The sequence below is a fragment of the Clostridium cavendishii DSM 21758 genome, assembly GCF_900141845.1.
GTDB lineage: Bacteria > Bacillota > Clostridia > Clostridiales > Clostridiaceae > Clostridium_AG > Clostridium_AG cavendishii.
On record NZ_FQZB01000004.1, the window covers coordinates 340331 to 366342 of the forward strand.

Below are 26012 nucleotides of genomic sequence, written 5' to 3' on the forward strand. Positions count from 1 at the left end.
TATCTTTAGTTATAGCTAATAATTTATCTATTATAAAATATAAAATTCCTTTAAACAAAAATTTATTTAAAGGAATTTTAATGTCGTTTCATTTTTACTTTTAAACATTTTCTTTTTTTATATTCTTCTTTTTATGGCTTGAATTTTTAGTTAACCATCCAATACACCAAATTGTTGTAGTTAAAAATGTAATACAAACTATAAATGCCCCTATACCATCTCCCAAGTAATCAGCAACAGCTTTAATATACCCAATCCCCCCTCTAATAGTTCCTCTATGAGATGAAAGTTGTGAGTAACCTGCTTTACTATATACAGCTGTATAAACTATACTTAATATTGTTAACACTATACTTATAAATAAAAACAACTTTATTCCTATTCTATCCTCATAAGTAAACTTTTCAACCTCGTACTTTTTTACATATTCTAATATTGATTTTACTACTTCTTTTATTTTAACCATAATGACAATCCTCTCATAATATAATAAATTTATTTTTTCTTCTATTATGATTTTTGCTACATTTTGGTTATTTTATACATACAATTCATTTTTATTTCACTTTTATCAACTTACATTATAACTTAAGCCATTACTAACTTCATAGAAATGGCTTGACAAAATACTCTATTATAAATTAGTACCAACAATATTTTACTTTTTCTATTATACCTTCGTTATTTTCACATTGTTATCCTTAGTATCATTTCTAAATTTTATATACTTTTCCATTACATCTTCATTACCTCTAATAAAGTCGTATAATATTTCTATATTTTTAACTGTATTATCCGTGATAATATGCTCCATTAATTCTGCCTCCTCTAAAGCCTCTTTATCACACCCTATAAAAGATAAAAATTTTTCTATTATATTATGCCTTCTTAATAGATACTTCCCTAATTCTTTTCCTTCCTTAGTTAGTTTTATAATTCCATACTTTTCATAATCTACAAAACCTAACTCTCCAAGTTTTTTTACCATTTTTGAAGCTGACGAGTCCTTAACATTTAAAAGCTGTGCAAGGATATTTATTCTAATATAATTTTCACTTAGACTATTTCTATATATCATTTCAAGATAATCTTCTAATGCAGGGGTAAGAATATTTTTATTATATCTTTGTAATTCATATCCACGAACAGTATAAAACCTATCATCCATAAAATCACCACCATTAAGTATGTTAAAAATAAGAATTATTACATTGTTTAATATTTCCTATTCAAAATTCAAATTTTTGTTTCACATTATATATATTAGTAACACTTAGAAAGTATTTATCATATTTTAGTTTAGGGAAACTTTTTTTCTCTAAAGAAACTACAAAGAAACTACTATTTAAAAATAAACTTACGATTAGAAATGGAGGTTCGATTTAATATGAATAACAACTATATTTCACTTAACCATTTACCACTTGGAGGTAAATGTAAAGTCAAAGAACTTAATTCAAATGGATTATTAAGAAGAAGATTACTAGACTTAGGATTAATTAATGATACGATTATAGAAGCTTTACAAAAAAGTCCATCAGGTGATCCTGTTGCTTATCTTATAAGAGGTGCAGTAATAGCTCTTCGCACTGAAGTATCATCAATGATATTAGTAGAAATTATTTAAAATTTTCTTTAATTAACCTATACTATATTATTTTTAGGAGGAATGTTAATGGGATTAACCAATAGTTCAACTGGGAGGTCAATTTTAGAAAAAGAGCTTAGAATTGATAAACTGAAATCCACAGATAAAATAATAGCCTTAGGTGGCAATCCAAACGTGGGTAAAAGCACCATTTTTAATAATCTAACTGGGCTAAATCAACATACAGGTAACTGGCCTGGTAAAACTGTAACAAATGCTCATGGAGAGTATTTTTATAAAGATACTAAATTTATTTTAGTAGATATACCTGGTACCTATTCATTAATGTCAAACTCTGTTGAAGAAGAGGTTGCTAGAGATTTTATTTGCTTTGGGAACCCAGATACAACAGTAATTGTACTAGATGCCACATGCTTAGAAAGAAATCTAAATCTTGCTTTACAAACGCTTGAAATTACTTCAAATGTGGTTGTTTGTGTTAATCTAATGGATGAAGCTAAAAGAAAAGGAATATCTATTAATTTAAAGAAATTATCAAAAGAACTTGGAGTTCCTGTAATAGGAACAAGTGCTGTTAATAAAAAAAGTTTAGATGAATTAATAGATACAATTTATAATGTTACTTCCAATAATAATATTTGTACACCTATAAATATTATATATGAAAATCAAATTGAAAAATCTATATCTGAGGTTGAAGAAATAATAAAATTGAAATTTCGAGGGAATCTTCCTCCTAGATGGTTGGCTTTAAAGCTTATAGATGGTAATGAATCCTTATTAGCTTCAATTAAAAAATATCTCAATTTTAACTTAACTGAAGAAGATGAACTTATGAAAAAAGTTTATGAAGTAAGAACATTTCTAAATGATGAAGGTATTACCTCTGAAGTACTACGTGACAAAATTGTTTCTGAATTAGTAAAAACATCTGAAAAAATAAGCAATAAAGTACTAACCTTTGAGAATAGAAGCTTTAGCAATATAGATAGAAAAATAGATAAATATCTGACATCTAAAAAGTTTGGAATTCCTATTATGCTCCTTCTTTTAGCCATAATTTTTTGGATTACTATTAGTGGTGCTAACATTCCTTCTGAACTTCTTGCTAAAGGTCTATTTGAGATTCAAAATAAGCTTACAGATTTTTTAAACTGGCTTGGTACACCACTTTGGGTACATAGCTTATTAATCGATGGAATTTATAAAACACTTGCTTGGGTAATCTCGGTTATGTTACCTCCTATGGCTATATTCTTTCCCCTTTTCACATTATTGGAAGACCTTGGCTACCTACCTAGAATAGCTTTTAATCTAGATAATTATTTTAAAAAAGCGTGTGCTTGTGGAAAACAAGCATTGACAATGTGTATGGGCTTTGGATGTAATGCTGCTGGAATAGTAGGCTGTAGAATAATAGATTCTCCACGAGAAAGACTTATCGCAATAATAACTAACAACTTTGTTCCATGTAATGGTAGATTTCCTACTCTTATAGCTATTATCTCTATGTTCTTTACAGGTATAATTGTAGGACCTTTTAAATCTGTAGTATCCACCTTAATTCTTACTGGAGTAATTGTATTAGGTGTCTTAATGACATTAATAATATCCAAAATTCTATCAAAAACTATATTAAAAGGTATACCATCTACATTTACCTTAGAATTACCACCTTATAGAAAACCTCAAATAGGTAAAATTATAATAAGGTCTATCTTTGATAGAACTCTATTTGTACTTGGTCGTGCAATGATAGTTGCAGCACCAGCAGGACTAGTTATATGGTTAATGTCTAACATCCATATAGATAATTTAAGTATTTTAACTCATTGTGCTAACTTTTTAAATCCTTTTGCAACTCTTATTGGATTAGATGGATATATTTTAATGGCATTTATTTTAGGCTTTCCTGCAAATGAAATAGTTATACCAATAATAATTATGAGCTATATGTCTAAAGGTAGTCTTGTAGAACTTGATAGTTTAGAACAGTTAAAAAACCTTTTAGTCTCAAATGGTTGGACATGGCTAACTGCTGTATGTGTAATGTTATTCTCATTAATGCATTGGCCTTGTGCTACAACATGTTTAACCATAAGAAAAGAGACACAAAGCCTAAAATGGACCTTAATTTCATTTCTTGTTCCCACAATTACAGGAATTGTTATATGTTTTTCATTAACAACCATAGTTCGTTTATTAAATCTAATATAAACAATTAGTAAATACATCGCATTTTTTCTCAAAAGTACTAATATCTAGAATGATTAATATATAAAAGGTTACTTCGTTTTGAAGTAACCTTTTAACCTTATTTTATATTAAACTAACATCCAAAGTGATGGAACATTCGAAGGCTCCCAACCTACTAATGCTGTATGTGGTTGTAAACAAGTATAAGTCTTACCTGAATAAGTAACTTTATCTCCAACCTTATAACTATTTCCTACTCGCCATTCACTAGATACTGGGGGAGTAGTATCTGAAAGAGTTTTTATAGTTAATGTAGTACTCTTTTGAGATTTATTTCCTGCCTTATCTAAAGCCACTACATAATAATTATAATTTGTGGCTGCTTTTAATGAATTGTCACTGTAACTATTAGTGGTAACCGTTGCTATTTTTAAATTATCTCTATAAACCTCATACCCTGTTACCCCTACATTATCAGTAGCAGCATCCCAGGATATCTCTACTGATTTATTAGTTATATTTTTAGATACTAAATTTGATGGTGAAGTTGGTGGTACCTTATCTTCACTAGGGGGATCTATGGGTTTACTGGTGTTTATCTTCATAAAATCATTTAATATTGTGCAAAATTCATATGGCTTTTGATCTAATCCTGTATTGAAATCTGAAAGTTCTCCTATAGGACCTGGTTGATCTCTATTAACTGACCAAAAGCCTATATATCCTATCTTTTTCTCTAAAGCAAAGTTTAACATTCTAGTTGCATCAGTTTGTCTAAATACCTCTGTTCTTATATCATTTACTCCTATCATTGGAGTTGTTCCTATCATTGTCCATATAGACTCATCACTCTTTTGAATTTTATTTTCTGAATAAACATTTTTAATTTGAGTAAATAAGGAATTCATCGAATCAATAGCATATTTGCCCATCTGTCCATCTGGATTTGGAGCAACATCATCTCCATAATCCATAGTCATTACATTTACTCCCTCAAACTCCAATCCTTTTTTGACAGCATCTTGAACCACAAAAACTCCATCATCAGTTAGTCCTGTAGGTAGTACAGGTAGTGTAAACCATACATTTAATTTTTTTCCAACTGCCTTATATTCTTGTTGTAATTTTACTAATGCATCTGTATTCCTAGCAGTTGCTTCTCTATTTGATACTGCATCTCCCTCTATATCAAAATCAATATTAGTTAATCCGTAAGCATCAATAAATCTTTTATATTGCTCTTTTAATATATTTACATCTGTTATTGCTACATGTAAAGGAGTATTAGCTTGTCCTCCAAATGAAACCATAACATCTCCGCCCATATCTCTTAACTTTTTTATCTCTTGGTTTATAACACCTTCTCCTGCTCCTTCTTCTGCCGCATAATAAGTCCCCCATGAAGGTAATGAATTTTTAGCAACAATAAAACCTAAATTGAAGTATTTTACTCCTGTTTGCTGTGCAACTTCCGATAACTTTACAGGTGGCCAATTTGTTGAATCTACATATGGAGCAAAAACATGCTGTCCCCACTCTTTTCCCTGTCCAACATTAACCTTTGAATAATCAGGGTAATTTGCATTAGGTACAGCTAATGTAGCTTTGCTAATAGATTCCTTTTCATAAACTTTTGTAGTTGCAAATGCCATTGTAGGAACTTGAGTTGCAATTAAGGCCAATACTAAAACCGTCGAAGAACATTTTTTAAATAAACTTTTCTTTAACAAAATAATTCCTCCTTTACAAATTTATGCCTCAATAATACCACTCTCAGAAAAGGTTTTCAATTGTAACAATCAACTATTTTTCAACAAATTTTTTAATTTATTATTCTATCTATAATTTAATGAATTTTCACCTTAAATCCTTTAATCACCTTTATTATGTAAATTAAATGAATTGATTATCCTAACTAAAATTTATAAGTATAATTTTCATTTTATATTAGATTCTTTGAATATAATTAATAATTATAAAGTTTTATATTTATACATAATTTTTTTCAAGATACTTAATCCATTGACTTTGTAATTCATTCTCCGTTATACCAATACTGTTAACAAAATCATTTGGTGCTTTAATCAAACTACATAATTTGTCATAACCAAACATTTCAACTATTGCTTCTACTATTGTATATGAATACTGGTAACCATTAACTTTAAAAAATTCTTCAAAATCTTCCCCTGTATCTAAATCTTTAAAAGTAGGAACTATATTACTTCTAAGACCACCCCTAACAGTTTCAATTATCCAGCTTTCATTATTATCCTTTGCTTCATAACAGGCAATTCCTTCATTTAACCATCTAGGAGTATTACCATTTAATCCATTTACTATTATATGAACAAACTCATGAACAGCTGTATTTACAACATTATCAAAATTTGAACCAGGTGGTGGATTTAATGGAGATGCTATTATTATTTTACTCTTCCCAACACCTCCTCTTATCCAATCAGGTGCATTCGGAAAACCTAATGCATTATGAAGTTCATTAAAATCTGAATGAATTTCTATAATTAATTTATCATCTAGCTTCTTTTTTAAGTGGGTTGTTATCCTATCATAGCTACTTTCAAGAACATTACATACATCTTCTATACATGTTTTATCACTATCTGTATAATAAATTATAAAATGTTCTATTTCCTTTTTAAAATTTAATTCATACTCACGCTTTGATTCTTTTAAACATGATTTATTATTTTTATCTATCATTTTAAATTTCTCCTATCCTTATATTTTTAACTAACTTCTACCTTATTCTTTATATCTATTACAATTTCCACATTATATAAATTATAACATTTATTAATTCCCAATGTACATAAAAATAGCCTCATTCCTATCTTTTAAAATAACAGGTATGAGACTATTTTACTATTAAGGTTAAGCATATATCTATTCTCCTTAGTAATATTAAAAATTAAATGAATTAATATTTATATTTAATATCAAATCTGCTACCTCTTTACCATATTCCTTTTCATCTAAAGAATTTTTAACCTCTTCTATAATATCACTATCATCTTTTATTAAAAAAAGTTTGTCTAAAATCTTTCTTAATTTCATTTTTGTTTCCTCCATTTTTTTATTTATTTTATATACTAATTATAGAATGTAAGCTTTTAAATCACCATTACAGCTGAATTACAGTATTGTATTTTTTTCTTACACTTTTGTAATATACTCGTCTCTTCTTCATTTATCTCTTTTCCCTATACTTATATAATACATGATAATATATAAAAAAATTTAAAGAACTTCTTAAGAATATCTTAATATTAAAAGGGTCTCCTCTATAAAAATTAAATTCCTTAAATATTTATTATAAATTGAATATTTCTATATAATTAGGTGTAAAAATTTCTATATATATTGCAATTAAAATTCTACATTGAATTAAATAGTAATAATTAATCTACCTTATAAGTAATTTTGAAATTACTTTATCAAAAGCACATTACGAAGTATCTATTAAAATAAAAAAACAGCAATCAATTTATCATTATAATAAATTGAGTTGCTGTTTCATTTTAGATAAAGCACTTAATAATCTTCGCTCGCACCAACATAAATAAACCTTATCAATAATTTTGATAAAAAGAGGATACCAAATAATAATCTTTCGACTATTAATTAGCAATTCTTTACTTATGAAGATGGGTTGCTCGACTATATAAAATATTTATATAACTATATATAACCTTTCGGCTATATATAACCACTTTTTATCAACACTTTATATAATCTTAGTTCGACCTTATATCATAAGTTGGAACCTTTATTTAATCAAATTAATCGACTAAATAAAAGCTTTTCCTAACAATATAAAATCTTCTCTCCGACTAAGTATAAGCTAAAGGTTTCTAAAGTCTTTAACCCATAAATAATCTTTGACCGACTTATATACACCTTTTTTAAGAAGCATATATAAATCTTGACTCAACTGTTAAGCACCTTATGATATTATCTTAACCATTTATATTTAATATATACTGGAAATTAGAGGAGAAAACTATTATATATTTTATTCTTCATTTAACATCTTTTGTTTAATAAGACATTTTTGAATAAATATCTTATGTACAAAAGATATTACTGTAGATCTTAATACTTCACTTGCATATGTTATATGTGTAGCTGAACTAGGAGCTGAAAAATCCCTTGTTGTAAAAACAGCCTCTAAGCCTTTTTCTAACTCTATACAAAAATAATCATAAGCCACTTCTATGGAATACGTTTCTATTTGAATTTTAATAAGTTCGCATATTTCAGTTAAGCTATATACTTGTTTTAAAATACAAACTATTATTAAATAAGCTAAATGCTTTTCATTATATTTTTTATCCTTAGGTGGTGCTACAATTTTTTGCTTTACATAGTTATTAAGCATAGTTGGTGTTAACAACTTTTCTTGTGAATTAAGATTTATATTATTTAATATTTTCTCTATATATAATATAACTTGATCCTTATATAATTGAACTTTTGGTAATTCATTAAATCTTGGGCAATGAAATTCTAAAAGCCTTTCTACATCTTTTTCATTTAAAAATCCGCACATTTTTCCTCCTAAACCAGTTTATTATCCTAACATATTATGCTTTTTTATTGTTTGTATTGAAATACATCTAGGACCTCCTTGAGTAGTAAATACCGGTCCTAACTTTTTAATTTCTATTTTTGAATCTTTTATATTTTCTAGTATAATATTTTTTGCTAAAATTGCCAACTCTTCATTACAAGCATGTGAAACATATATATTATAGGTATTATCCACTCCTGCTTCTAATAAAGCTTCACATATTTTTGCAACAGCCTTAGAAAAGGTTCTTTTTGTTGTAAACTTTATTAGTCTTTTACCATCCTCTGAAATTTTTACTACAGGTACTAGTTTTATTAAAATTCCTATTTTCCCAGCTAAAGTAGAAATTCTTCCACCTCTAACTAAATAATCAAAATCATTTGGAATTAAAAATGACTCTGATGTTTTAATAAGTTCTTCTATAATATTTATTATTTCTTCCTTTTGTTTTCCACTCTCTACAAGTTTAACAGCTAAATCTACTAAATATCTATGTGGACCACAAAGTGTTTTAGAGTTAATAACACTAATTTTATCTTTGTTCTCAGCCATTTCCTTAGCCATATAAGCTGAATTATAAGTACCTGAAAGACCATCTGCCATAGCTATATTAATTATCTCATAATCTGAATATTTATTATATATCTCTAATACTTCTCCAATTGCTGGCTGAGAAGATGTTGGTATATGTCCCTCATTAATAATATCTATAAACTCTTCTGTATTTATTTCTTCATATTCCTTATAAGTAGAATTATTTATTGTAACTGAAAGCGTAGCAACTTCAATATTATTTGCTCTAGCCTCCATAGCTGAATAAAGTGTTGATGAATCAGAAACAATTTTTATCATATTATCTCTCCTACAAATATCATTTTCGTTTAAAAAACTAAAATATATAGTTTTAAAAACTACATGTATTAGATTAACACACTAAATACTTTTTATCAACTACTTTTACAAAAATTTCATATTTAATTTCAAATCAATTTTCCTGAAAAATAAGAGATAGGCGATAGCCTACCTCTTTGTGTTTATTATTTATTTTTATTTTCTACTTCTTTAACATAAATATTATCTAGTATTAATTCACTAAACCCGTCCCCTTTATCTATAGATAGATAATAATCATTGCAATCTCCAGTTTTAAACTTCTTTATTATATTACCTGCTTTATCTCCTGTAGCTTCAAGTGGTATTTTTATAAGTTCTCCTTTTGATGCTGACTTAATTGTAATCGAATAATTAGGTGATGCATCCTTTAATGAATATAAGAAACCTAATTCATACTCTTTATTGCGTTCTAATTTAAATCTAGATTCTTCTGTTATTAGCATTTCACCTTGTTCTTCTGGTTGTTGATTTGTTTTTAACGAGAATTTACCATCTAAAACATAGCTCATAATTTGTCTACCATTTGAATCTTTTTCAGCTAAATGAGATCTATTTGATTGTCCTAAGCCTGGTGCTAAATAAAATGCTCCTATTCCTTCATCTGCATTTTCAAAATCCTCATAGAATACATAATCCTCTTTATTATTTTTTGCTTGTATTTCACAAATCCTAAAATCATCTACAAAAACAACTGAATTTTTATCTCCTTTATCTATTTTTATAGATATATTTGCTTTATTAACTTCCTTTGGTACTGTAAACTCAACATTCATTCTTTCAAAGGTATCGTTATACCATTTAACAGCTTCACCTTGCCTTACCTTTGCTTTTCTTGTTATAACGTTGCTAACTTTCTTTCCATCACATTCTAGTTCTAAAGTAACCTTTCTATTATTATCATTTTTTACCCATGCAGAAACTGAATAAGTTTTACCAGACTCTAATCCTCTAATATCTTGTGAAATCGTAGCATCTGCACCATTATTACCACTAACCTTTATTAAATCATTACCATTTCTCTCCTGAATACATTCATTGTAAACATTTATATGATTAATGTCTCCAAAGTTTGAAGTCTTCTTCCAAAAATCCCATGATTGTGAGTCAAAACCTGGATCTTTTATTTGAGCTCCATCTCCCCAATTATTTATTCTTTCTACTTTTTCAAATGATTTTAATATTAAATATGGTGTATTCTTTTTAACATCTAACTTAACCTTATTATTGTAAACTGGAACTTCTTTTACAAATGTTCTCCCTAGATCCGACAATTCATATAGGTATACCTTGTTAACTCCAGACCACTTAATTGGTAATTCCCACATAGAGCTTGTCCCAAGCGGATTCCAATGATATATTTTTTCATCTTCCTTAACTGGGTCCCATGGTAAAAACAAATTAGTTTTGCCTACACCTTTTTCATTTATAGAATTCTCTGGAGTAGTGGCAACTAATCTACCATCTTTATAGTAATTAATATTCTTTCCTTCTCTTACTGCCCTTAAATTATTTTCAAATGTAATTTCATTATCATCCATTGTCATTATTTTAAAATGTTGCATATACTTTGTTGGTAATACCTGATTATAAAATTCATCTATACCGTATTCACCTTCTATACAATGTTTGGTTCCCCATCCTCCAGCTAATAAATGCTTATTTCCTTTTAAAAGAGGATCTGATAAGAATATATCATGAGTATCATTTTTTATAAATCTCATAATCTTACTTGCATTACCTTTATTAGGATATACAGGATCACCACCCCAATGAGTCCATGGAACTTGTTGTTCAAGAGGTCCATTCATTTCTGTAGCTAAACCATAACCTAATGAATTTACTTTACTCGCTAACTCATAAGCATTCCATCCATTTCCGGTATATACATCTACATATACCCAAGATAAATTTGGTGCATCATTTTTTAGAAGATCTAGTCTTCTAAATAATTCTCCAGTAGTTATATCTGCTCTTTGATCTACATAGTAAGCCTGATCTAACCATCCCCAACCAGGTGCATTTTTGTTCACTATACCTTTTGGTGTTTCAAAAGCATCTAACATATATTCTGTAGCATTTATATGCACACCTACTTTAGCGTTATATTTTTTTCCTTCCTCTATAAGCTTATTAAAATCTTTTTTACCACCTTGTCTTATTCCTATATGCCCACCATAGTCTGGATGTGAATCATCATGACCTTCAGCTTGATACCCTTTTTCTAATACTAATTGTCCAAACTTATCAGTATAGTTATATAGTTTCTTTATAGTATCTAAGCCTCTTAAAAAAGGATTTTGTGTATATGCAATATTAAAGTCTATATAAGATAAACTATTTTTTATATCTTCTCCACCTACGGGTATTTTCATATTTTCTCTATATAATATAGCTGCATCCTGCCAAGACACATTATTATCCTTATTTTCATCTCTAGCAATTAATAACTCTAACCAAGGTAATTCTTTTTGATATAAATTACTTCCTAAATCAGTTTTATCCTTTAGAACTTCTCTATAAGTCCAAGTTCCACTTGCTATTCCTGTTTTCTTATATATTCCTTGTTCATCTTGCCTATTTTCAGTAGTTACTACTGCTCTATTCCCACCTTCAATGGTATTATTATTTATTGTTACAGCAAAATCATTATTATTTAAAAAGGCATAGGTTTTTCCTTTTGCTCCTACTTCTGTTTCATCTACTGATTTAAATTCTTCAATTATATTGTTCCAATCTCCTGTAGTCACAACAGATGCAATACTTCCCTTTTCTCTATTTGTTACTGCAGCCAAACTTTGAGATGGAAAGTTTAAATATTGTAATTTAACATTGTTTTCTTTGACATCAGTTACTTCCATTCTTAGCTTATTATCATTAATAACAATTTTTAATGTAATAGCCATATTTAATTCTTTAATATTTAATTTATATTCTATAAAATTATCCTTTACAGTTGCTGTTACTTGTGGAATATATTTTTCGCCATTAACTTCAATTACATATAATTGTTCTTTTTCTCCAGCAAGTACCTTTTTATCCTCTTTCCATGTATAACTTACTACTCTAGGAAAATTTTTATCTACGACAACATCCATTTTGTCTGATTTAATGCTTACCAATTCTTCTTTTATCTCTGGTGGTGCTATTGGAGCTAGTTCTTGAACCTTAACATTATCTAAGGTTACAACTTTATTTCCATACCACCCACTTAAACCTATTTTTCCAGCCTTAGTTGGTAAATTAGTTATAGATGTTCTTCCTTTTGATTCATTATTTATAAATAATTCTACGTTGTTATCTTCCACTTTTACTTTGATTTTATACTTAACATCTTTCTCTAGTTTAAAAGAACATGGAAAACTACCATATTGTCCTGCTCCATTTTTCCAAATCCATGATCCAGCATCATAACAGATAGCACCCCATTCTGTTTCTGAAAAATATCTAAATAATAATCCTATTCTTCCTTGATCACTATTTACTGTAAAATCAGTTTCATAAGTAAAATCCTTTACATTAGGACACTTCATATCTACAGCTGTGGATACTCCATTCATCGGTATTTTAATATTTCCATCCTTAACTACTATAGTTCCTGTACTTTTTGTTATTTTATAATCTCCTTTAGTAGCATCTGTTTCAAAATCATTATTATAAGTTATAGCCTCACCCTTTACACTAACAGTAGCATCTGCCTTTAAGTCAGTCCCCTCAACCTTACCCTGAACCTTAAATGTATTTGGTTTACTATATGAATCTTTGCTAATGCTTCCTCCCCCAATAAGTCTTGTCCATGTTAAACCTGCATAATCATCATAGTTTTGAATATATGTTTTTTCAGTTACACTACTAGTATATTCTTGTTTAACATTTGATGTAGTTATATCACTAGCTAATGCATACTGTGGTATTTGACTTACTAACATTATCACTGCAACAATACACGTAATCTTTTTACTCATAGATTTATTCATAATAAATCCCCCCATAAAATCAGAATAATTAATTCATTAAATTTTATTGACTATTATTTAGAAATTCCATAAATCTGTTAAATGCTTGCGCTCCTTTTCCATCAAGTTTAAATACACCACAATCAATTAATACATCTTTAAATACTAACCCTATTTCTTCTTTAATAATATCATCTACTGCTTCTATAGCTATGACTCCTCTTTTTTTCAAAATAGCATCTAACCACATTTTATGACTTTCTATTTTTTTAGAATATTCATTAGATAACAAGTACTTTTTCATTGCTTTTATCTCTGATGTTAATCTTGCTGGTAGTACAGCTAATCCCATAACTTCAATTAAACCTATATTTTCTTTCTTTATATGATGTAAATTTTCGTGTGGATGAAAAATTCCCAAAGGATATTCCTTAGTACATCGATTATTCCTAAGAACTAAATCAATCTCATACTTATTATTTTTAAATCTTGCTATAGGCGTTATAGTGTTATGAGGAACATCTCCTGTATAAGCACTTATATCTATATCTTCATCTGAATAGCCGCTCCATACCTTTAAAATTTTATCTGAAAGGTTTATTAATTCCTCCTTATTACTACTTATTAATCTCATAACAGTTAAAGGCCATTTTAATCTTTGTACTTCTACTTCTTTAAACTCTTCTATAATATATGTTTCTTCTATACTAGCCTCTTCTATCGGAAATTTATATAAACCGCCTTGATAATGATCATGAGATAATATAGAACCTCCAACTATCGGTAGGTCTGCATTAGAACCTATAAAATAATCTTTAAACTTACTTACAAATTCTAAAAGTTTTACAAAAGTGTCTCTATTTATTTTCATTGAAGTATGATTTGAATTTAGTATTATTAAATGCTGATTGAAATAAAGATATGGTGAATACTGCAAGAACCATTGCTCATTATTAAGTTCTAAAGGAATAATTCTATGATTACTTCTAGATGGGTAATTAAATCTTCCTTCATACCCTTCACATTCCTTACATAATACACACCTTGGATATGCACTTTGAGGGGTATTTACTGCTTTTGCTATTTCTTTTGGATCCTTTTCTGGTTTTGACATATTTATTGTAATATCAATACTTCCATATTCCGTTTGAGTTTTCCATTTAAGATCTTTTTTGATTCTATCAAGTCGTATATAATTTGAAGCAGTGCTTAAATTATAATAATAATCCATAGCTAATTCAGGTTCCTTATTATACTTTTTATAAAAGTCTTTTATAATCTCAGAAGGCCTCGGCATTAATGCACCCATAAGTCTTGTATCTAATAAGTCTTTTTCTGTTATATTATCTTCTATTAATCTATTTTTGACAGACCATCTAAGTATATTGTTTAATATATCCTCTAATGGTTTTTCATCGATTTCTTTGTTTTCATCTTTGAAATCATATAGTTTTAGTATTTCTAATATTTTATTGCGAGTATATATTACATCCTCTATTTCTAATAACTCGTTCCTTAATCCATACTCTATAAGATTATTTATTTCCTTATAAATGCCACTCATAATATCAATCCACCCTTTAATTCTTCTAAAATAGTCAGTATATATTAGATTAATTTCAAAAATAATAGACCTAAAATACATGGTGTATTGGTCTACTATTTTCTTTTATATGATTCATCTAAATTTATAGTTCTTTGGTATAGTTCTTCCTGATAGTAAATACGCCATAAGCGCTGCACCATTCCATGGATCTAGTTCAGGTTCTTGAATTTTACAATTTAACTTACTCGCGCTTATAAATTCCTTTAATGGATTTAAAACAAGCTCACCTGTGTTAAAAACTCCTCCTGTATAAGAAACTATAAACTCTTCTTCAAAATCAAGTTCTTTTGCTAATGTATCTATGTGTAAAAACAATTCATAGGCTGCATCTTTAAATATTTCTTTGCAAGCTGTGCAACCTTCATTTGCTGCCAATGAACCTATCTTAGAAAATTTAGCAATCTCAGTCCTTGATTGTTTGTATTCATTGAATATTAAATCTACAATTCCATAATAACAATTTATTTTCATCTCTCTTTCTAGAACTTCAACTAATTGGGTTCTAGGTTTTCTTCCGTCTTTTTGTTTTGTATATTCGTTTATAACCTTTAAAGCTATAGCATGAGCACTTCCATCATCTCCTATTATAGGTCCCCATCCGCCTACTCTAGCCGATTTTCCTAGCTTATTCTTACCAAATGCTATACTCCCTGTTCCTGATACTATATTTATACCTTCTTTACACCCTGTACCTGCGGCCCACCCTGCAACTGAATCATTATCTACTGTGTATGGTACTTCAATTAATATTTCTTCTATCACTTTATCTATTATTTTTTTATCTTCTATGCTCTCACCATAACCTGGCACTGCTAAAAAAATATATGTTAATTCATTTATTCTTATATTAACTTTTTTGCAAATTTCATCAATAGATTTTTTTATTTGTTCTTTTAATTCTTCTACTCCTATTTGATGAATATGAATTGTCCCTTTTTCTATATCTACTAATCTCTCAAATTCCTCATTTATTAAAACATATCTAGTTTTAGTTCCTCCACCATCTACTCCTAGAAAGTACATTTATATCACATCCTAAATAAATTTTTTATAACTTTTAGTAATTTTACACTATATTTAGGTTTTTAAAAAGGGGATGCCTAATTTTCTAACATCCCCTACAATTTTTAATGTCTATTTTTTAATTATTGCTACTCTTAATTTATTACTTGCATCATCTAAAGCATTTTGCCAATCTGCCACTGTTTTATTTCCAGTCATTACTGAATCAATTGTTCCTGTATAAATATCATTAAAATTAACACCTTCTACTGGAGTTGTAGCAACAAAATTACCCATTATTGGCAATGCTCCATTATCATAAACACTTAACATTTCTATTTGTAAAGGAGATAAGTACTTCTTTGCTATATCTATTGATCCTTTAACTGGAACAACAGCTTTTGCATTTTCTGCAATTATAGCAACTGCTTCATCACTATACATATAAGCCATAAAATCTTCTGCTAATTCTTTATTAGCTGCATCCTTTGGAATATACATTTGTTCTAAGAAGTTATAAGAATATCTGTCTCCACCATCTTTAAATGATGGGTATGCCATGAATCCCCATTCAAAGCCATTAGCTCTTGGAGCATCCTTCATTTCATCTGGTAACCAGGTTCCATTTGGTATAAATAATGCTTTATTATCTAAAACTAATTGTTGGTTATTTTTAAATCCTTGTGAATTTGCATTTGGCACAACTGTTGGTTCTAAATAGTTTTTCATTTTTCCTATTGTATCTAAAACAGTTTTAGATTCAGAAGTCTTCCAGAATCCTTCCTTATAGCTCATTGCTCCTTGAAAAGTATCAACCCCACCTGATGCTGCTAGCATTGATCCAAGTGTTGTATCAAAATATCCAGCTGTAGAATATGCAAGTAATGCAGTTCCATCTTTTTTAGCCTTATCTCCTAAAGCAAACATTTGATCCCAAGTTTTTGGAAGTTCATAACCTTTTTCTTTAAATAATGTTTTATTATAGAACAATCCTGTTGGACTATAGAATAGTGGAGCTAAATATGTTTTTCCATCTGAATAAGGATTAGTTGCGGAAGTCTTTAAAAAACCTGGTAAAATCTTATCCTTTACCTTTACTTTTTCACCTGGAACATCTTTTTCTAAAACTTCAGTTAAATCTTGTAAAGATTGTTCCTTTATAAATGTTTCTGTTAATGCATCCTTTCTATTAGTTGCTAAATATACAAAGTCTGGTATATTTCCAGATTGTATTTGAGGCCTTATTTTTTCTTCAAGATTTGAAGAGACTGTTAGCTCAACTGTAACACCTTTATGAGTCTTTTCAAAATTCTCTTTTAATTTTTCCCAGTAAACTTTTCCATAACCACCTTCGAAGGCTGCAATTTTAAGAGTTTTTCCCTTATCCTTAGCCTCATCCTTCTTTGTGTCTCCACTACATCCTGCAAACATAGAAGTAATCATAACTGCACTTAATATAAAAGCTAATTTCCCTTTTCTCATAATTATATCCTCCCTAGATCCCCTGAAATTATTAATTTCTATATTTTAATTTTATTGCTTTGTAAACGATTTTTCTACAATATAATTGCTAGTTTATACAGTTATATTGCTATCTGTACTTTCTGTTATACATATATAACTCCGATAATATTCCAGCTGTTCCAATCATCATTATAAGTAAGCCATTATAGCCCCTAACATAATTTCCCTTTACAACAAGTCCAATAAACAAAAGAAATAAAATTATATATATAAACTTCTTGCTCATTAAAGCATCCTCCTATAATCTATATTTCTATCCATCTTATTTCAGCTGGAGCTAAAAACATTTTTTCTCCTATACCATTTCCATCATAAACTATAGTCTCTTGATTTTCATTTGAGTTATTTATGACAGCATATTTTTTAGATTCTAAATATGCTGATACTTCACAATTTATATTGTCAGCATACCATTTCTTTAATTGTGATTCCTTATTAGCTGCATAATAGCAACTTCTTAATAATATACGACTATTTTGAGGTGAGTATGGTAACCCCGCAATATAAACACTTCTACCTTTTCCATAGCTATTTGCACTCATTAATAGATTTCCATCTTTATAACTAATAATCTCTGTACTTTCTTTTAATGCGTATACATTTTTTTGACTTTCTCCAAAATCAATAGACTCAGTTATATCATCAGTTATAAAATGATTATCTAATTTGGTCTTAAAATATTTATCTGTACTTAATGAAAAACCTAATTCTTTATCTACTCCTAAAGCATCTGATAATTGGAAAAAGTGTCCTCCATTTAATACTGCTGAAGGTTCTCCAACACCTATAAATCCTCCACCATTATATATCCATTCCTTTATTTTAGTTATAAGCTCTATATCTAACCATTTTTCGCCACCACTAAAAGCTGTACCTGCATCCCCTGCATTAATAATTACATCTATATCGCTTGATATTCCATTGTTTTTTATATCATCAAAGCTTATAAAGCTTACATCTACACTCATACCACTTAAAGCCTCATTTACTCCAAGATAAGTATATATTTGCTTATACCATAAAGCATGTGCTACCATATGAGTTTGCCAGCTTCTTAATTTACCCCAGCAATTTAATACAGCTACCTTTAACCCACAATATGGTTTATTTCCATTTATATTATTATAAATCAATCTAAATTCATCACATACACGCGATATATATTCAACAAACTTAGGAAACTTATATGCAAGTGATAAATATCCACCATAGCCTATTCTATCTACTGGTTTCCTCATGATTGCTCTACGAGCTGTGATCCAATTATCTCTAGCTTCTATTGTAGGATCATTTCCTTCATAAAATGTATCAGGAAAGAAATATGGTAAAAATCTTCCTTCTGTGTATTTAACACCTGGTATTTCTGAAATCATTCTTAAAGTAGTACCGTTACCTACAGATCCAACTACTGCATCTAATCCTATATTTTCAAAATACTTGCCATAAGGCTCTGTTCCAATCCAATTATCACCTAAAAACATCATTGCTTCTCTTCCATGTTCGTGTGTTATATCCACTAATTTTTTTACATTCTTAGAAACAAACTGTTGCTGAAAATCTATATAATCTAAATACTCTTTAGTTGGAACTCTAAAAGTACTATTATAATATCCATTATCTATTAAATGCTCTGGTCTTAACTTATAGCCTTTTTCCTTTTCAAATTCCCTTAAAGCTTCTGCACTTACACTAGAACTATATCCAAACCAATCAACATACTTTTCTTTAGCTAAATTATTAAATACTAAAGTAAAATGATAGAAGAATGTTGTAAATCTTATTACATCTGTCTCTGGATGCTCATCAAGCCATTTATGCATAGCTTCAAAAATATATTTATTAGTTTTTGCGTTTCTAGCATCAAAAGGCATTTCATGAGGTTTGTCTCCCCAATTATTTGTAATATGATTATACATTTGCGTTGGATCCCATAAGCAGTAAGCTAAAAATGATACAGTATATTCATGCCATTTTTTTGTTTCTTTTATAGTTACAGTTACATTTTCTTCATTGTAATCCCACTTATCAATTTCCACTACTTCTCCTGTAGTTCTATCAATTACTTCCCAAAATTCCTTAACATCATGATAAGAATCAGGTTGTACTTGTTGATCAAAATACCCTTCCATTATCTTTATTGTAAGTGAATCCTTTGTTGCGAGAATATGATTTGTCATTAAATAAGTTTGTTGTAATTCTTTAATATTTGCATTAGCCCATTCATTATCACCACGAGCTACAAAATACGTAGAATATATTTTTTCAGCAGCTCCCTTTATTTCCTTCGGTAACTTAAACCCATCACAATCTCTTATAGCATCAGCTCCTAACTTCTCAACTATTTCCATAGTTTCTTTTATAAAGTCGTTATCTGTTGGTATAGTTACTCGTCCATGTTTTAAATTATCTTTTATCATTCCTTCATACCTCCTATTGTCATTCCTTCTGTTAATTTTTTCTGCACTAAAATATAAAGTATTATTGTTGGTATCATAACAATTACTAAACCTGCATACATTGCGCCATAATCTGTAGCTGTCTTTTGTACTTGCATTAAATTTATCAACCCTAATGGTAACGTTTTAGATTTATTTGGCAATAAAGTTAATGCAATTATATATTCATTCCAAAAAGCTAAAAAATTAAATAATATTACTGTTATGATGCTTGGCCTAGCCATTGGAATAATAACATTGGTTAAGGTTTTCAAATAAGTACATCCATCTATATAAGCTGCTTCTTCGTAAGCCTTTGGTAAAGACTTCAAATAGCTTGTTAATAAATAGATAGTAAAAGGTAATGCGGTCGATGCATAAATTAAACTTAAAACTATTCTACTGTCTAAAAACAAAGTCATAGTTGCCGGAAGAGAAAAAATTTGTTTTATTGCTTTTTCTCCATCTAATACTAATAAAAATATTGGTACTACTATATAGTTAACATTTATAAATAAACCTGCTGAAAATAATGTATCTAAAACTCGTTTACTTTTAAATTCAAACCTTGATAAAACATAAGCTGCTGGTATTGCTACAACTAAAAGTATAATTAATGCTAATGCCGTTACTACTATAGAATTAATAAAATACTCCCCCATATGTGCGTCCACAAAAGCTTTTCTAAAATTCTCAAGATACATCCCTTTGGGTAGCGCCCATGGATTACCATAAAACTCCGATTTATGCTTAAATGCTGCTAGAATAGACCACCCCAGAGGAACTATTATACTTATTGCAAATATACTTAAACATAAATATATAAAAAACTTATATAATTTATCAGCTGACATCTTCTTAATCATCATATTCCCTCCCTAAAATTCTATAATATCTCTTTTAGTTATCTTGCTTATTATTAGTGATAATACAAATGAGAATATAAATATAATTACTCCAATAGACATACCATATCCATATGATGAATTAGAATACGCCTGCTTGTACATATAACTTAAGAACACTTCTGAGCTTCCATCTGGACCTCCACCAGTCATAACCTTTACAAATAGAAAACTTAAATTTATTGTACTTATTATAAAAAAGGTTAAAGTAGTTCTAACAACATTCCATATTAAAGGCAATGTTATCTCAAAAAATTGTTTTATTTTCGATGCTCCCTCCAAATCCGCCGCTTCATATAAATGCTCTGGAATACTACACATACTTGCCATGTACATTACCATATAATAACCTACAGCTTGCCATATCATAGCAAATACTATACACCATATAACTACCTTTTGATCTCCTAACCACATTTTAGTTAATGATTCAAGGTTTAAAAGTTTCAATGTGGAATTTAAGATTCCTTGCTTAGGATCTAATATTGCTGAAAAAATTGCAGATATTACAACTACTGAAAGGATATTAGGTAAGTAAAATATAACTCTAAAAAAATTTTTAAATTTTATATTTTCTCGAGATAAAATTGCTGCAGAAACTACAGCGAGTACCATAGTTATTATTGTTACTATTACTAATAATAACAATGTGTTTTGAAATGATTTTATAAAATTAAGATCTTTAAATAATATTTTAAAATTTTCAAAACCTACAAAAGTTTTTTTATTAGTTAACCCTCCCCACTTAAATAAAGACATCCAAAATACATTTATTGTTGGGATAACCATGAAAATAAAGAATAATATAAATGCTGGTAAGACTGACCAGATAATAAATAATTTTTTTGATGATCTTTTTTTATTCATTGCATAAACTCCTTTTTAACAATTTCACTCTATAAAAGCAATTTACTTGTATTTATATTTAAATTATACAACCCTTGTAATCTTTTACACAACAATATAATTGCCATTTTTTATAACATAATTGCTGAGTATAGCAATATATTTTAATATTTTTCTATGTTATAATATATCATATATTGTAATTTATTAACAAAAGGAGGTTAATTTCAAAATGAGTAACACAATGTATATGGTAGATACTAAAGATATTATAAATGTCAATTATGAACTACTATACATATGTAAATCAAAATTCGAGAATGACTGGCATAGTACTGCTCACTTTCATCCATTTACTGAAATATTCTTTATAACAAGTGGAAAAGGTAGTTTTCAGCTAGAAGATAATAATGTAAACGTATCAGAGGGAGATTTAATAATTATTAATCCCAATTGCCTTCATACTGAAAAATCAACTTTCGTAAATGAACCCCTAGAATATATCGTCCTAGGAGTGGACAATCTAGTACTTTCCTTTCCAGAAGATAAAAGTGGTTACCAAAATGAAAAAAACAAACCGCAATATAGGATTATAAAATATGTAGACAAAACTGTTATATTAGGCTATTTAAATTCTTTAATTGATGAAATAAGTAAAAAAGATTATAACTATGAAGTTGCTTATAAAAGTATATTAATATTGTTAATAATAACTATTCTTAGAGGAGATAATAACAATCCTAAAGTAAAAGAAGAATCTACTAATAAATTAAGCTTAGAATGTATGAAAGTAAAAAATTATATTGATTCCCACTACTCTCAAAACATCACACTAGATTTATTAGTACAGCTTACTCATATAAATAAATATCATTTAGTTCATAGTTTTACTAAACAAGTTGGTATTTCCCCTATAAACTATTTAATTAATAAACGTATTGAAGAAGCAAAGAATCTATTATCAACTACAAACTATTCAATTAGAGAAATAGCTTCTATTGTTGGTTTTTCTAATTCATCATACTTTAGTGAAGTCTTCAAAAAAAATACAGGCAATTCCCCTAAAAACTATAGATCACAAGCGTAAAATAAATAATTAAAAAGCTTGTAAATTTTAAGTTATATGCTTAAAACCTACAAGCTTTTGTTTATTTTTAATAATTTATAATAACACCTATACACTTTTTATTACATTATATACTTTTTATTACATTATATACTTTTTATTACATTATATACTTTTTATTACATTATATACTTTTTAATAAAATCATATTAATGGTTTATATAGCTTAACATTTCACCGGTTTTTAAAATTTTAATATACTAAAATCTTATTTAAAATCATAAATGCCTTTATTCTAACCAAGTAAAAAATCTAATACGTTCCAGCCAGCACTTGTTTGAGCTTTATACAGTTCAGTATAACCACATTGTGTGCAACTAACTGTTACAAACTTTTTATTTTGTATATCAAATAATTTTGCAAAGTTACCTCCTGTTGCTTGAAATTGATCTGATTCATAGTGCTGATTTCCACATTTAGGACATACATATTGTCTCTTTTCCATAAATTAAAATCCTCCTTTGTAATTTATAAATTAATTAATAATATTTTTTTATTATCATTGTAATATTATACTATAACTTGAATAAATTTTATACAAACATTAATTAATCTGTATACTCCATTTGGACGAATCATATCTGATTTATCAATTTATTATTTCCAATAAATTTAATTACTGCAAAGTTTTTATTTGTTATTAATAAAATCACATTACTTTCTTATATGTAAAAAGTTCTAAAAGCTATATATAACTTTTAGAACTTTTTGTATTAAAAAAACATATTATTTCTCTATAAATTTTTTAATTCCTTTAAAAGTTTCATCACTTATTATATGTTCAATTTTACAAGCATCTTCCTCTGCTACTTTTTCAGATATACTTGCTGTTTTCACTAAAAATTTAGTAAGTATTTTATGACGTTCATATATGGCTTCTGCTTTTTCTGCACCTATATCTGTAAATAATATATATCCATTAGAATCTATATCTATATATTTTTCTTCTCTTAAAATTCCTAATGCACGACTAACACTTGGTTTACTGAAATTAAGCTTTTTTGCTATATCAATAGCTCTTACACTTCCTATTTCTTTTTTTAGTATTAAAATTGTCTCTAAATAATTTTCTCCAGATTCGTACATACTTACCTCCATAAACTAACATAGAATATCCTAATAGTATATCAGTTACAAATAAGAAATTTCAAGTATATCACAATTTTATATTTATACAATTCCTGCTTTTTCAAAATGTTTATGAAGAAGTTTTTTCCCCCATAAACTCCCTAAGTATGAAGCTATAATTGTTAAAACACTTAATAAAATCATTGTATTAAAATCAACCATTCCTAGACATGTTTTAAGTATTTGTAGAGATTCTGACCCCTTTGCTGATTCTTGAGCAATATATGCTTCCTTCATAAAAACAAAAGGAATATATTCCCCAAGTGCGAATCCAAGCATATAGCAAGCAAAGCCTGTAGCTGCTGATATGAATTTTTTTCTTCCCATAATAGTAAATATGATTTCTCCTATTATTCCCATAACAAATATACAAATTCCCATTACGCCACCAGGTGCCATAGTTAAAAGAGTTAATCCTAAAAGTGCACTACTTATAATAAATATTCCTGGCATTTCAGCCTTTGCAATCATAAGCATAAATATTATTCCACCAACAAGCGATATAATTATAGGAATTACAACTAAAATTGGTGGAAATAATCCTATAGTAAAGGCTAACCCAAAAAACACCACAATAAGTAAAGCATTAAATACCCCTATTGTTATAAGCTTTCTTACATTATCACTTTTATTTTTTTTATTAGACATTATCTTTTCTCCTTTTATTATACAATTTTTGAATAAAGTAATTCATTTGAATATTTATGAAACGGCAGACTATTAAAATTTCCTTTATCATCAAACCACAATAACCTATTAAATGTATTTAATGCAAACTCATAATCATGTGTAATTACAAAAATACAACGACCTTCATTTGCAAGGTCTTTTAATATATTGCTAACTATTTTCATATTCTTTGCATCCAACCCACTTGTAGGCTCGTCTAAAAATAAGAATTTACTATCTTGCATACAAGCAATTGCAATTGCTAATCGTTGTTTTTGCCCACCCGAAAGAGACGCTGGATGAACTTCTTTATAATCGTCTAAGTTAAATAATTTAAGATATTCCTCTGCTTTTTTTACTCTTTCTTCATTAACTTTCTTTCCAATTAGCATTTCTTCTAATACACTAGGGGCAAATAACTGATAGTCTACATCCTGCATTACATAAAAAGAATTTTTATTACGCGTTTTTTTACTTGCCCACTTTTCATATATATATACCTTTCCATTTCTTTGCTTTTCAAGTCCCATTAATACTCTAGCAAGTGAACTTTTTCCCACTCCGTTTTTCCCTATAATCCCTATAATATCTCCTTCACTAGCTTCAAAAGATACATTAGACCATAATTTTTTCCCTATATTATAACCAAAAGCAAGATTATCAACTTTAAGCACTTGCGTATTTTCTTTATCTATAATATTTTTTGAAACTTCGGGAATTAATAGCGTTTCTAATTCAACTTGTCTAAGCCCTATTTTTTCAAACCATTGACTTGGTTTCTTTACAAAAGTTTTTCCTTCAACTATTCTCTCTATCTTTCCTTTTTTCATTATAACTACTCTATCTACTAAATCTTTAAGATAATACAATTTATGTTCGGAAATAATTATTGTATGTCCTCTATCTTTTAGTATTTTTAAAACCTCAAAAAGCTGTCTTGTTCCTTTTCCATCAAGATTAGCTGATGGTTCATCCAAAACATATATTTTAGGTTTTAATGCATATACAGATGCAACTGCTAATTTCTGCTTTTCTCCACTAGATAAATTTAAAATTGATCTATCTAAGATAGATTCAAGTTTCAAATCTTCTATTGAACTTCTTACTCTATTTTGTATTTCTTCTCTATCTAGTCCATAATTTTCACAAGGAAATGGAATTTCTGTTTTTACATGCAATGTAAAAAATTGTGATCTTGGATCTTGAAAAACAGAGCCTACACCTCTTGAGATTTCTCTAAGTGAAACTTTAGTAATGTCCATACCGCATACGGTAACCCTTCCTTCTAAATTTCCATCATAAAACTCTGGTACTAAACCATTTATACACCTATTTACTGTAGTTTTACCACAGCCACTTTCCCCTGTAAGTACAATAATTTCTCCTTTTTTTATCTTTAAATTAAAGTCTACTAAACTTTTTTTTGCACTATTTTTATAAGTAAAATTTACATTTTCAAATTTCACTATGACTTCATCATCTCTATTTTCTTTTAAGCTATTATTCTCCAACAGAAACACCCCCT

At 28.3% G+C, this 26012-nt stretch carries 22 protein-coding genes; 3 read left to right on the forward strand and 19 right to left on the reverse strand.

The window, feature by feature from the left end; genetic code table 11:
- Positions 1 to 100: 100 nt before the first annotated feature.
- A complete protein-coding gene (locus tag BUB01_RS03460) occupies positions 101 to 466 on the reverse strand; it encodes a hypothetical protein (RefSeq protein WP_072985287.1) in 366 nt (121 codons plus the stop codon).
- A gap of 204 nt (positions 467 to 670) precedes the next feature.
- A complete protein-coding gene (locus tag BUB01_RS03465) occupies positions 671 to 1168 on the reverse strand; it encodes a metal-dependent transcriptional regulator (protein WP_072985288.1) in 498 nt (165 codons plus the stop codon).
- 219 nt (positions 1169 to 1387) lie between these two features.
- Here BUB01_RS03465 and BUB01_RS03470 point away from each other — a divergent pair, with 219 nt between their 5' ends.
- A complete protein-coding gene (locus BUB01_RS03470; protein ID WP_072985289.1) occupies positions 1388 to 1627 on the forward strand; it encodes a FeoA family protein in 240 nt (79 codons plus the stop codon).
- 48 nt (positions 1628 to 1675) lie between these two features.
- A complete protein-coding gene (gene feoB / locus BUB01_RS03475; protein WP_072985290.1) occupies positions 1676 to 3826 on the forward strand; it encodes a ferrous iron transport protein B in 2151 nt (716 codons plus the stop codon).
- Between the two features lie 107 nt (positions 3827 to 3933).
- Here feoB and BUB01_RS03480 read toward each other — a convergent pair whose 3' ends face one another.
- From BUB01_RS03480 to BUB01_RS03530, 13 genes are all read right to left on the reverse strand, one after another.
- Complete coding sequence (locus tag BUB01_RS03480; protein ID WP_072985291.1) at positions 3934 to 5535, reverse strand: carbohydrate-binding protein; 1602 nt, start codon at positions 5533 to 5535, stop codon at positions 3934 to 3936.
- Between the two features lie 259 nt (positions 5536 to 5794).
- Positions 5795 to 6529: a peptidase MA family metallohydrolase gene (locus tag BUB01_RS03485; RefSeq protein ID WP_072985292.1), complete on the reverse strand. Its 735-nt coding sequence runs from the start codon at positions 6527 to 6529 to the stop codon at positions 5795 to 5797.
- A 201-nt stretch (positions 6530 to 6730) separates the two neighbouring features.
- Complete coding sequence (locus BUB01_RS23065; protein ID WP_159433199.1) at positions 6731 to 6883, reverse strand: hypothetical protein; 153 nt, start codon at positions 6881 to 6883, stop codon at positions 6731 to 6733.
- Positions 6884 to 7841: 958 nt separating this feature from the next.
- On the reverse strand, positions 7842 to 8378 hold the full coding sequence (locus BUB01_RS03490; protein ID WP_072985293.1) for a DUF1836 domain-containing protein: 537 nt from the start codon (positions 8376 to 8378) through the stop codon (positions 7842 to 7844).
- 21 nt (positions 8379 to 8399) lie between these two features.
- Positions 8400 to 9251 (reverse strand): DegV family protein, encoded by an 852-nt coding sequence (locus BUB01_RS03495; RefSeq protein ID WP_072985294.1) that lies wholly within the window; start codon positions 9249 to 9251, stop codon positions 8400 to 8402.
- Between the two features lie 185 nt (positions 9252 to 9436).
- Positions 9437 to 13267 carry an endo-alpha-N-acetylgalactosaminidase family protein gene (locus BUB01_RS03500; RefSeq protein WP_072985295.1) on the reverse strand — a complete coding sequence of 1277 codons (3831 nt, stop codon included), beginning with the start codon at positions 13265 to 13267 and terminating at the stop codon, positions 9437 to 9439.
- Positions 13268 to 13310: 43 nt separating this feature from the next.
- Positions 13311 to 14810: a UDP-glucose--hexose-1-phosphate uridylyltransferase gene (gene galT / locus BUB01_RS03505; RefSeq protein WP_072985296.1), complete on the reverse strand. Its 1500-nt coding sequence runs from the start codon at positions 14808 to 14810 to the stop codon at positions 13311 to 13313.
- Positions 14811 to 14924: 114 nt separating this feature from the next.
- Positions 14925 to 15875 (reverse strand): N-acetylglucosamine kinase, encoded by a 951-nt coding sequence (locus BUB01_RS03510; protein ID WP_072985297.1) that lies wholly within the window; start codon positions 15873 to 15875, stop codon positions 14925 to 14927.
- Between the two features lie 111 nt (positions 15876 to 15986).
- The gene (locus BUB01_RS03515; RefSeq protein ID WP_072985298.1) at positions 15987 to 17336 is read right to left on the reverse strand and encodes a carbohydrate ABC transporter substrate-binding protein; all 1350 of its coding nucleotides are present in this window, start codon (positions 17334 to 17336) and stop codon (positions 15987 to 15989) included.
- A gap of 109 nt (positions 17337 to 17445) precedes the next feature.
- Positions 17446 to 17604: a DUF6903 family protein gene (locus tag BUB01_RS23430; protein WP_200802832.1), complete on the reverse strand. Its 159-nt coding sequence runs from the start codon at positions 17602 to 17604 to the stop codon at positions 17446 to 17448.
- Positions 17605 to 17623: 19 nt separating this feature from the next.
- Positions 17624 to 19795: a 1,3-beta-galactosyl-N-acetylhexosamine phosphorylase gene (gene gnpA, locus BUB01_RS03520; RefSeq protein ID WP_072985299.1), complete on the reverse strand. Its 2172-nt coding sequence runs from the start codon at positions 19793 to 19795 to the stop codon at positions 17624 to 17626.
- Positions 19792 to 20682: a carbohydrate ABC transporter permease gene (locus BUB01_RS03525; RefSeq protein ID WP_200802833.1), complete on the reverse strand. Its 891-nt coding sequence runs from the start codon at positions 20680 to 20682 to the stop codon at positions 19792 to 19794. Before BUB01_RS03525 ends, gnpA begins: the two co-directional genes overlap by 4 nt.
- Positions 20683 to 20691: 9 nt before the next feature.
- Positions 20692 to 21585: a carbohydrate ABC transporter permease gene (locus tag BUB01_RS03530; RefSeq protein ID WP_072985301.1), complete on the reverse strand. Its 894-nt coding sequence runs from the start codon at positions 21583 to 21585 to the stop codon at positions 20692 to 20694.
- Between the two features lie 211 nt (positions 21586 to 21796).
- Between BUB01_RS03530 and BUB01_RS03535 the strand changes: the two genes are divergently transcribed.
- Positions 21797 to 22651 carry an AraC family transcriptional regulator gene (locus BUB01_RS03535; RefSeq protein WP_072985302.1) on the forward strand — a complete coding sequence of 285 codons (855 nt, stop codon included), beginning with the start codon at positions 21797 to 21799 and terminating at the stop codon, positions 22649 to 22651.
- Between the two features lie 274 nt (positions 22652 to 22925).
- On the opposite strand, the gene BUB01_RS03540 is transcribed toward BUB01_RS03535, so the two are convergent.
- From BUB01_RS03540 to BUB01_RS03555, 4 genes are all read right to left on the reverse strand, one after another.
- Positions 22926 to 23135, reverse strand: a complete 210-nt coding sequence (locus BUB01_RS03540) for a zinc ribbon domain-containing protein (RefSeq protein ID WP_072985303.1) — start codon at positions 23133 to 23135, stop codon at positions 22926 to 22928.
- Positions 23136 to 23416: 281 nt separating this feature from the next.
- Complete coding sequence (locus BUB01_RS03545) at positions 23417 to 23776, reverse strand: metal-dependent transcriptional regulator (protein ID WP_072985304.1); 360 nt, start codon at positions 23774 to 23776, stop codon at positions 23417 to 23419.
- 84 nt (positions 23777 to 23860) lie between these two features.
- Positions 23861 to 24466, reverse strand: coding sequence for an MptD family putative ECF transporter S component (locus tag BUB01_RS03550; RefSeq protein ID WP_143152443.1), 606 nt, complete (start codon positions 24464 to 24466; stop codon positions 23861 to 23863).
- Positions 24467 to 24483: 17 nt separating this feature from the next.
- Positions 24484 to 25998 (reverse strand): ABC transporter ATP-binding protein, encoded by a 1515-nt coding sequence (locus tag BUB01_RS03555; protein WP_084108278.1) that lies wholly within the window; start codon positions 25996 to 25998, stop codon positions 24484 to 24486.
- Positions 25999 to 26012: the final 14 nt, after the last annotated feature.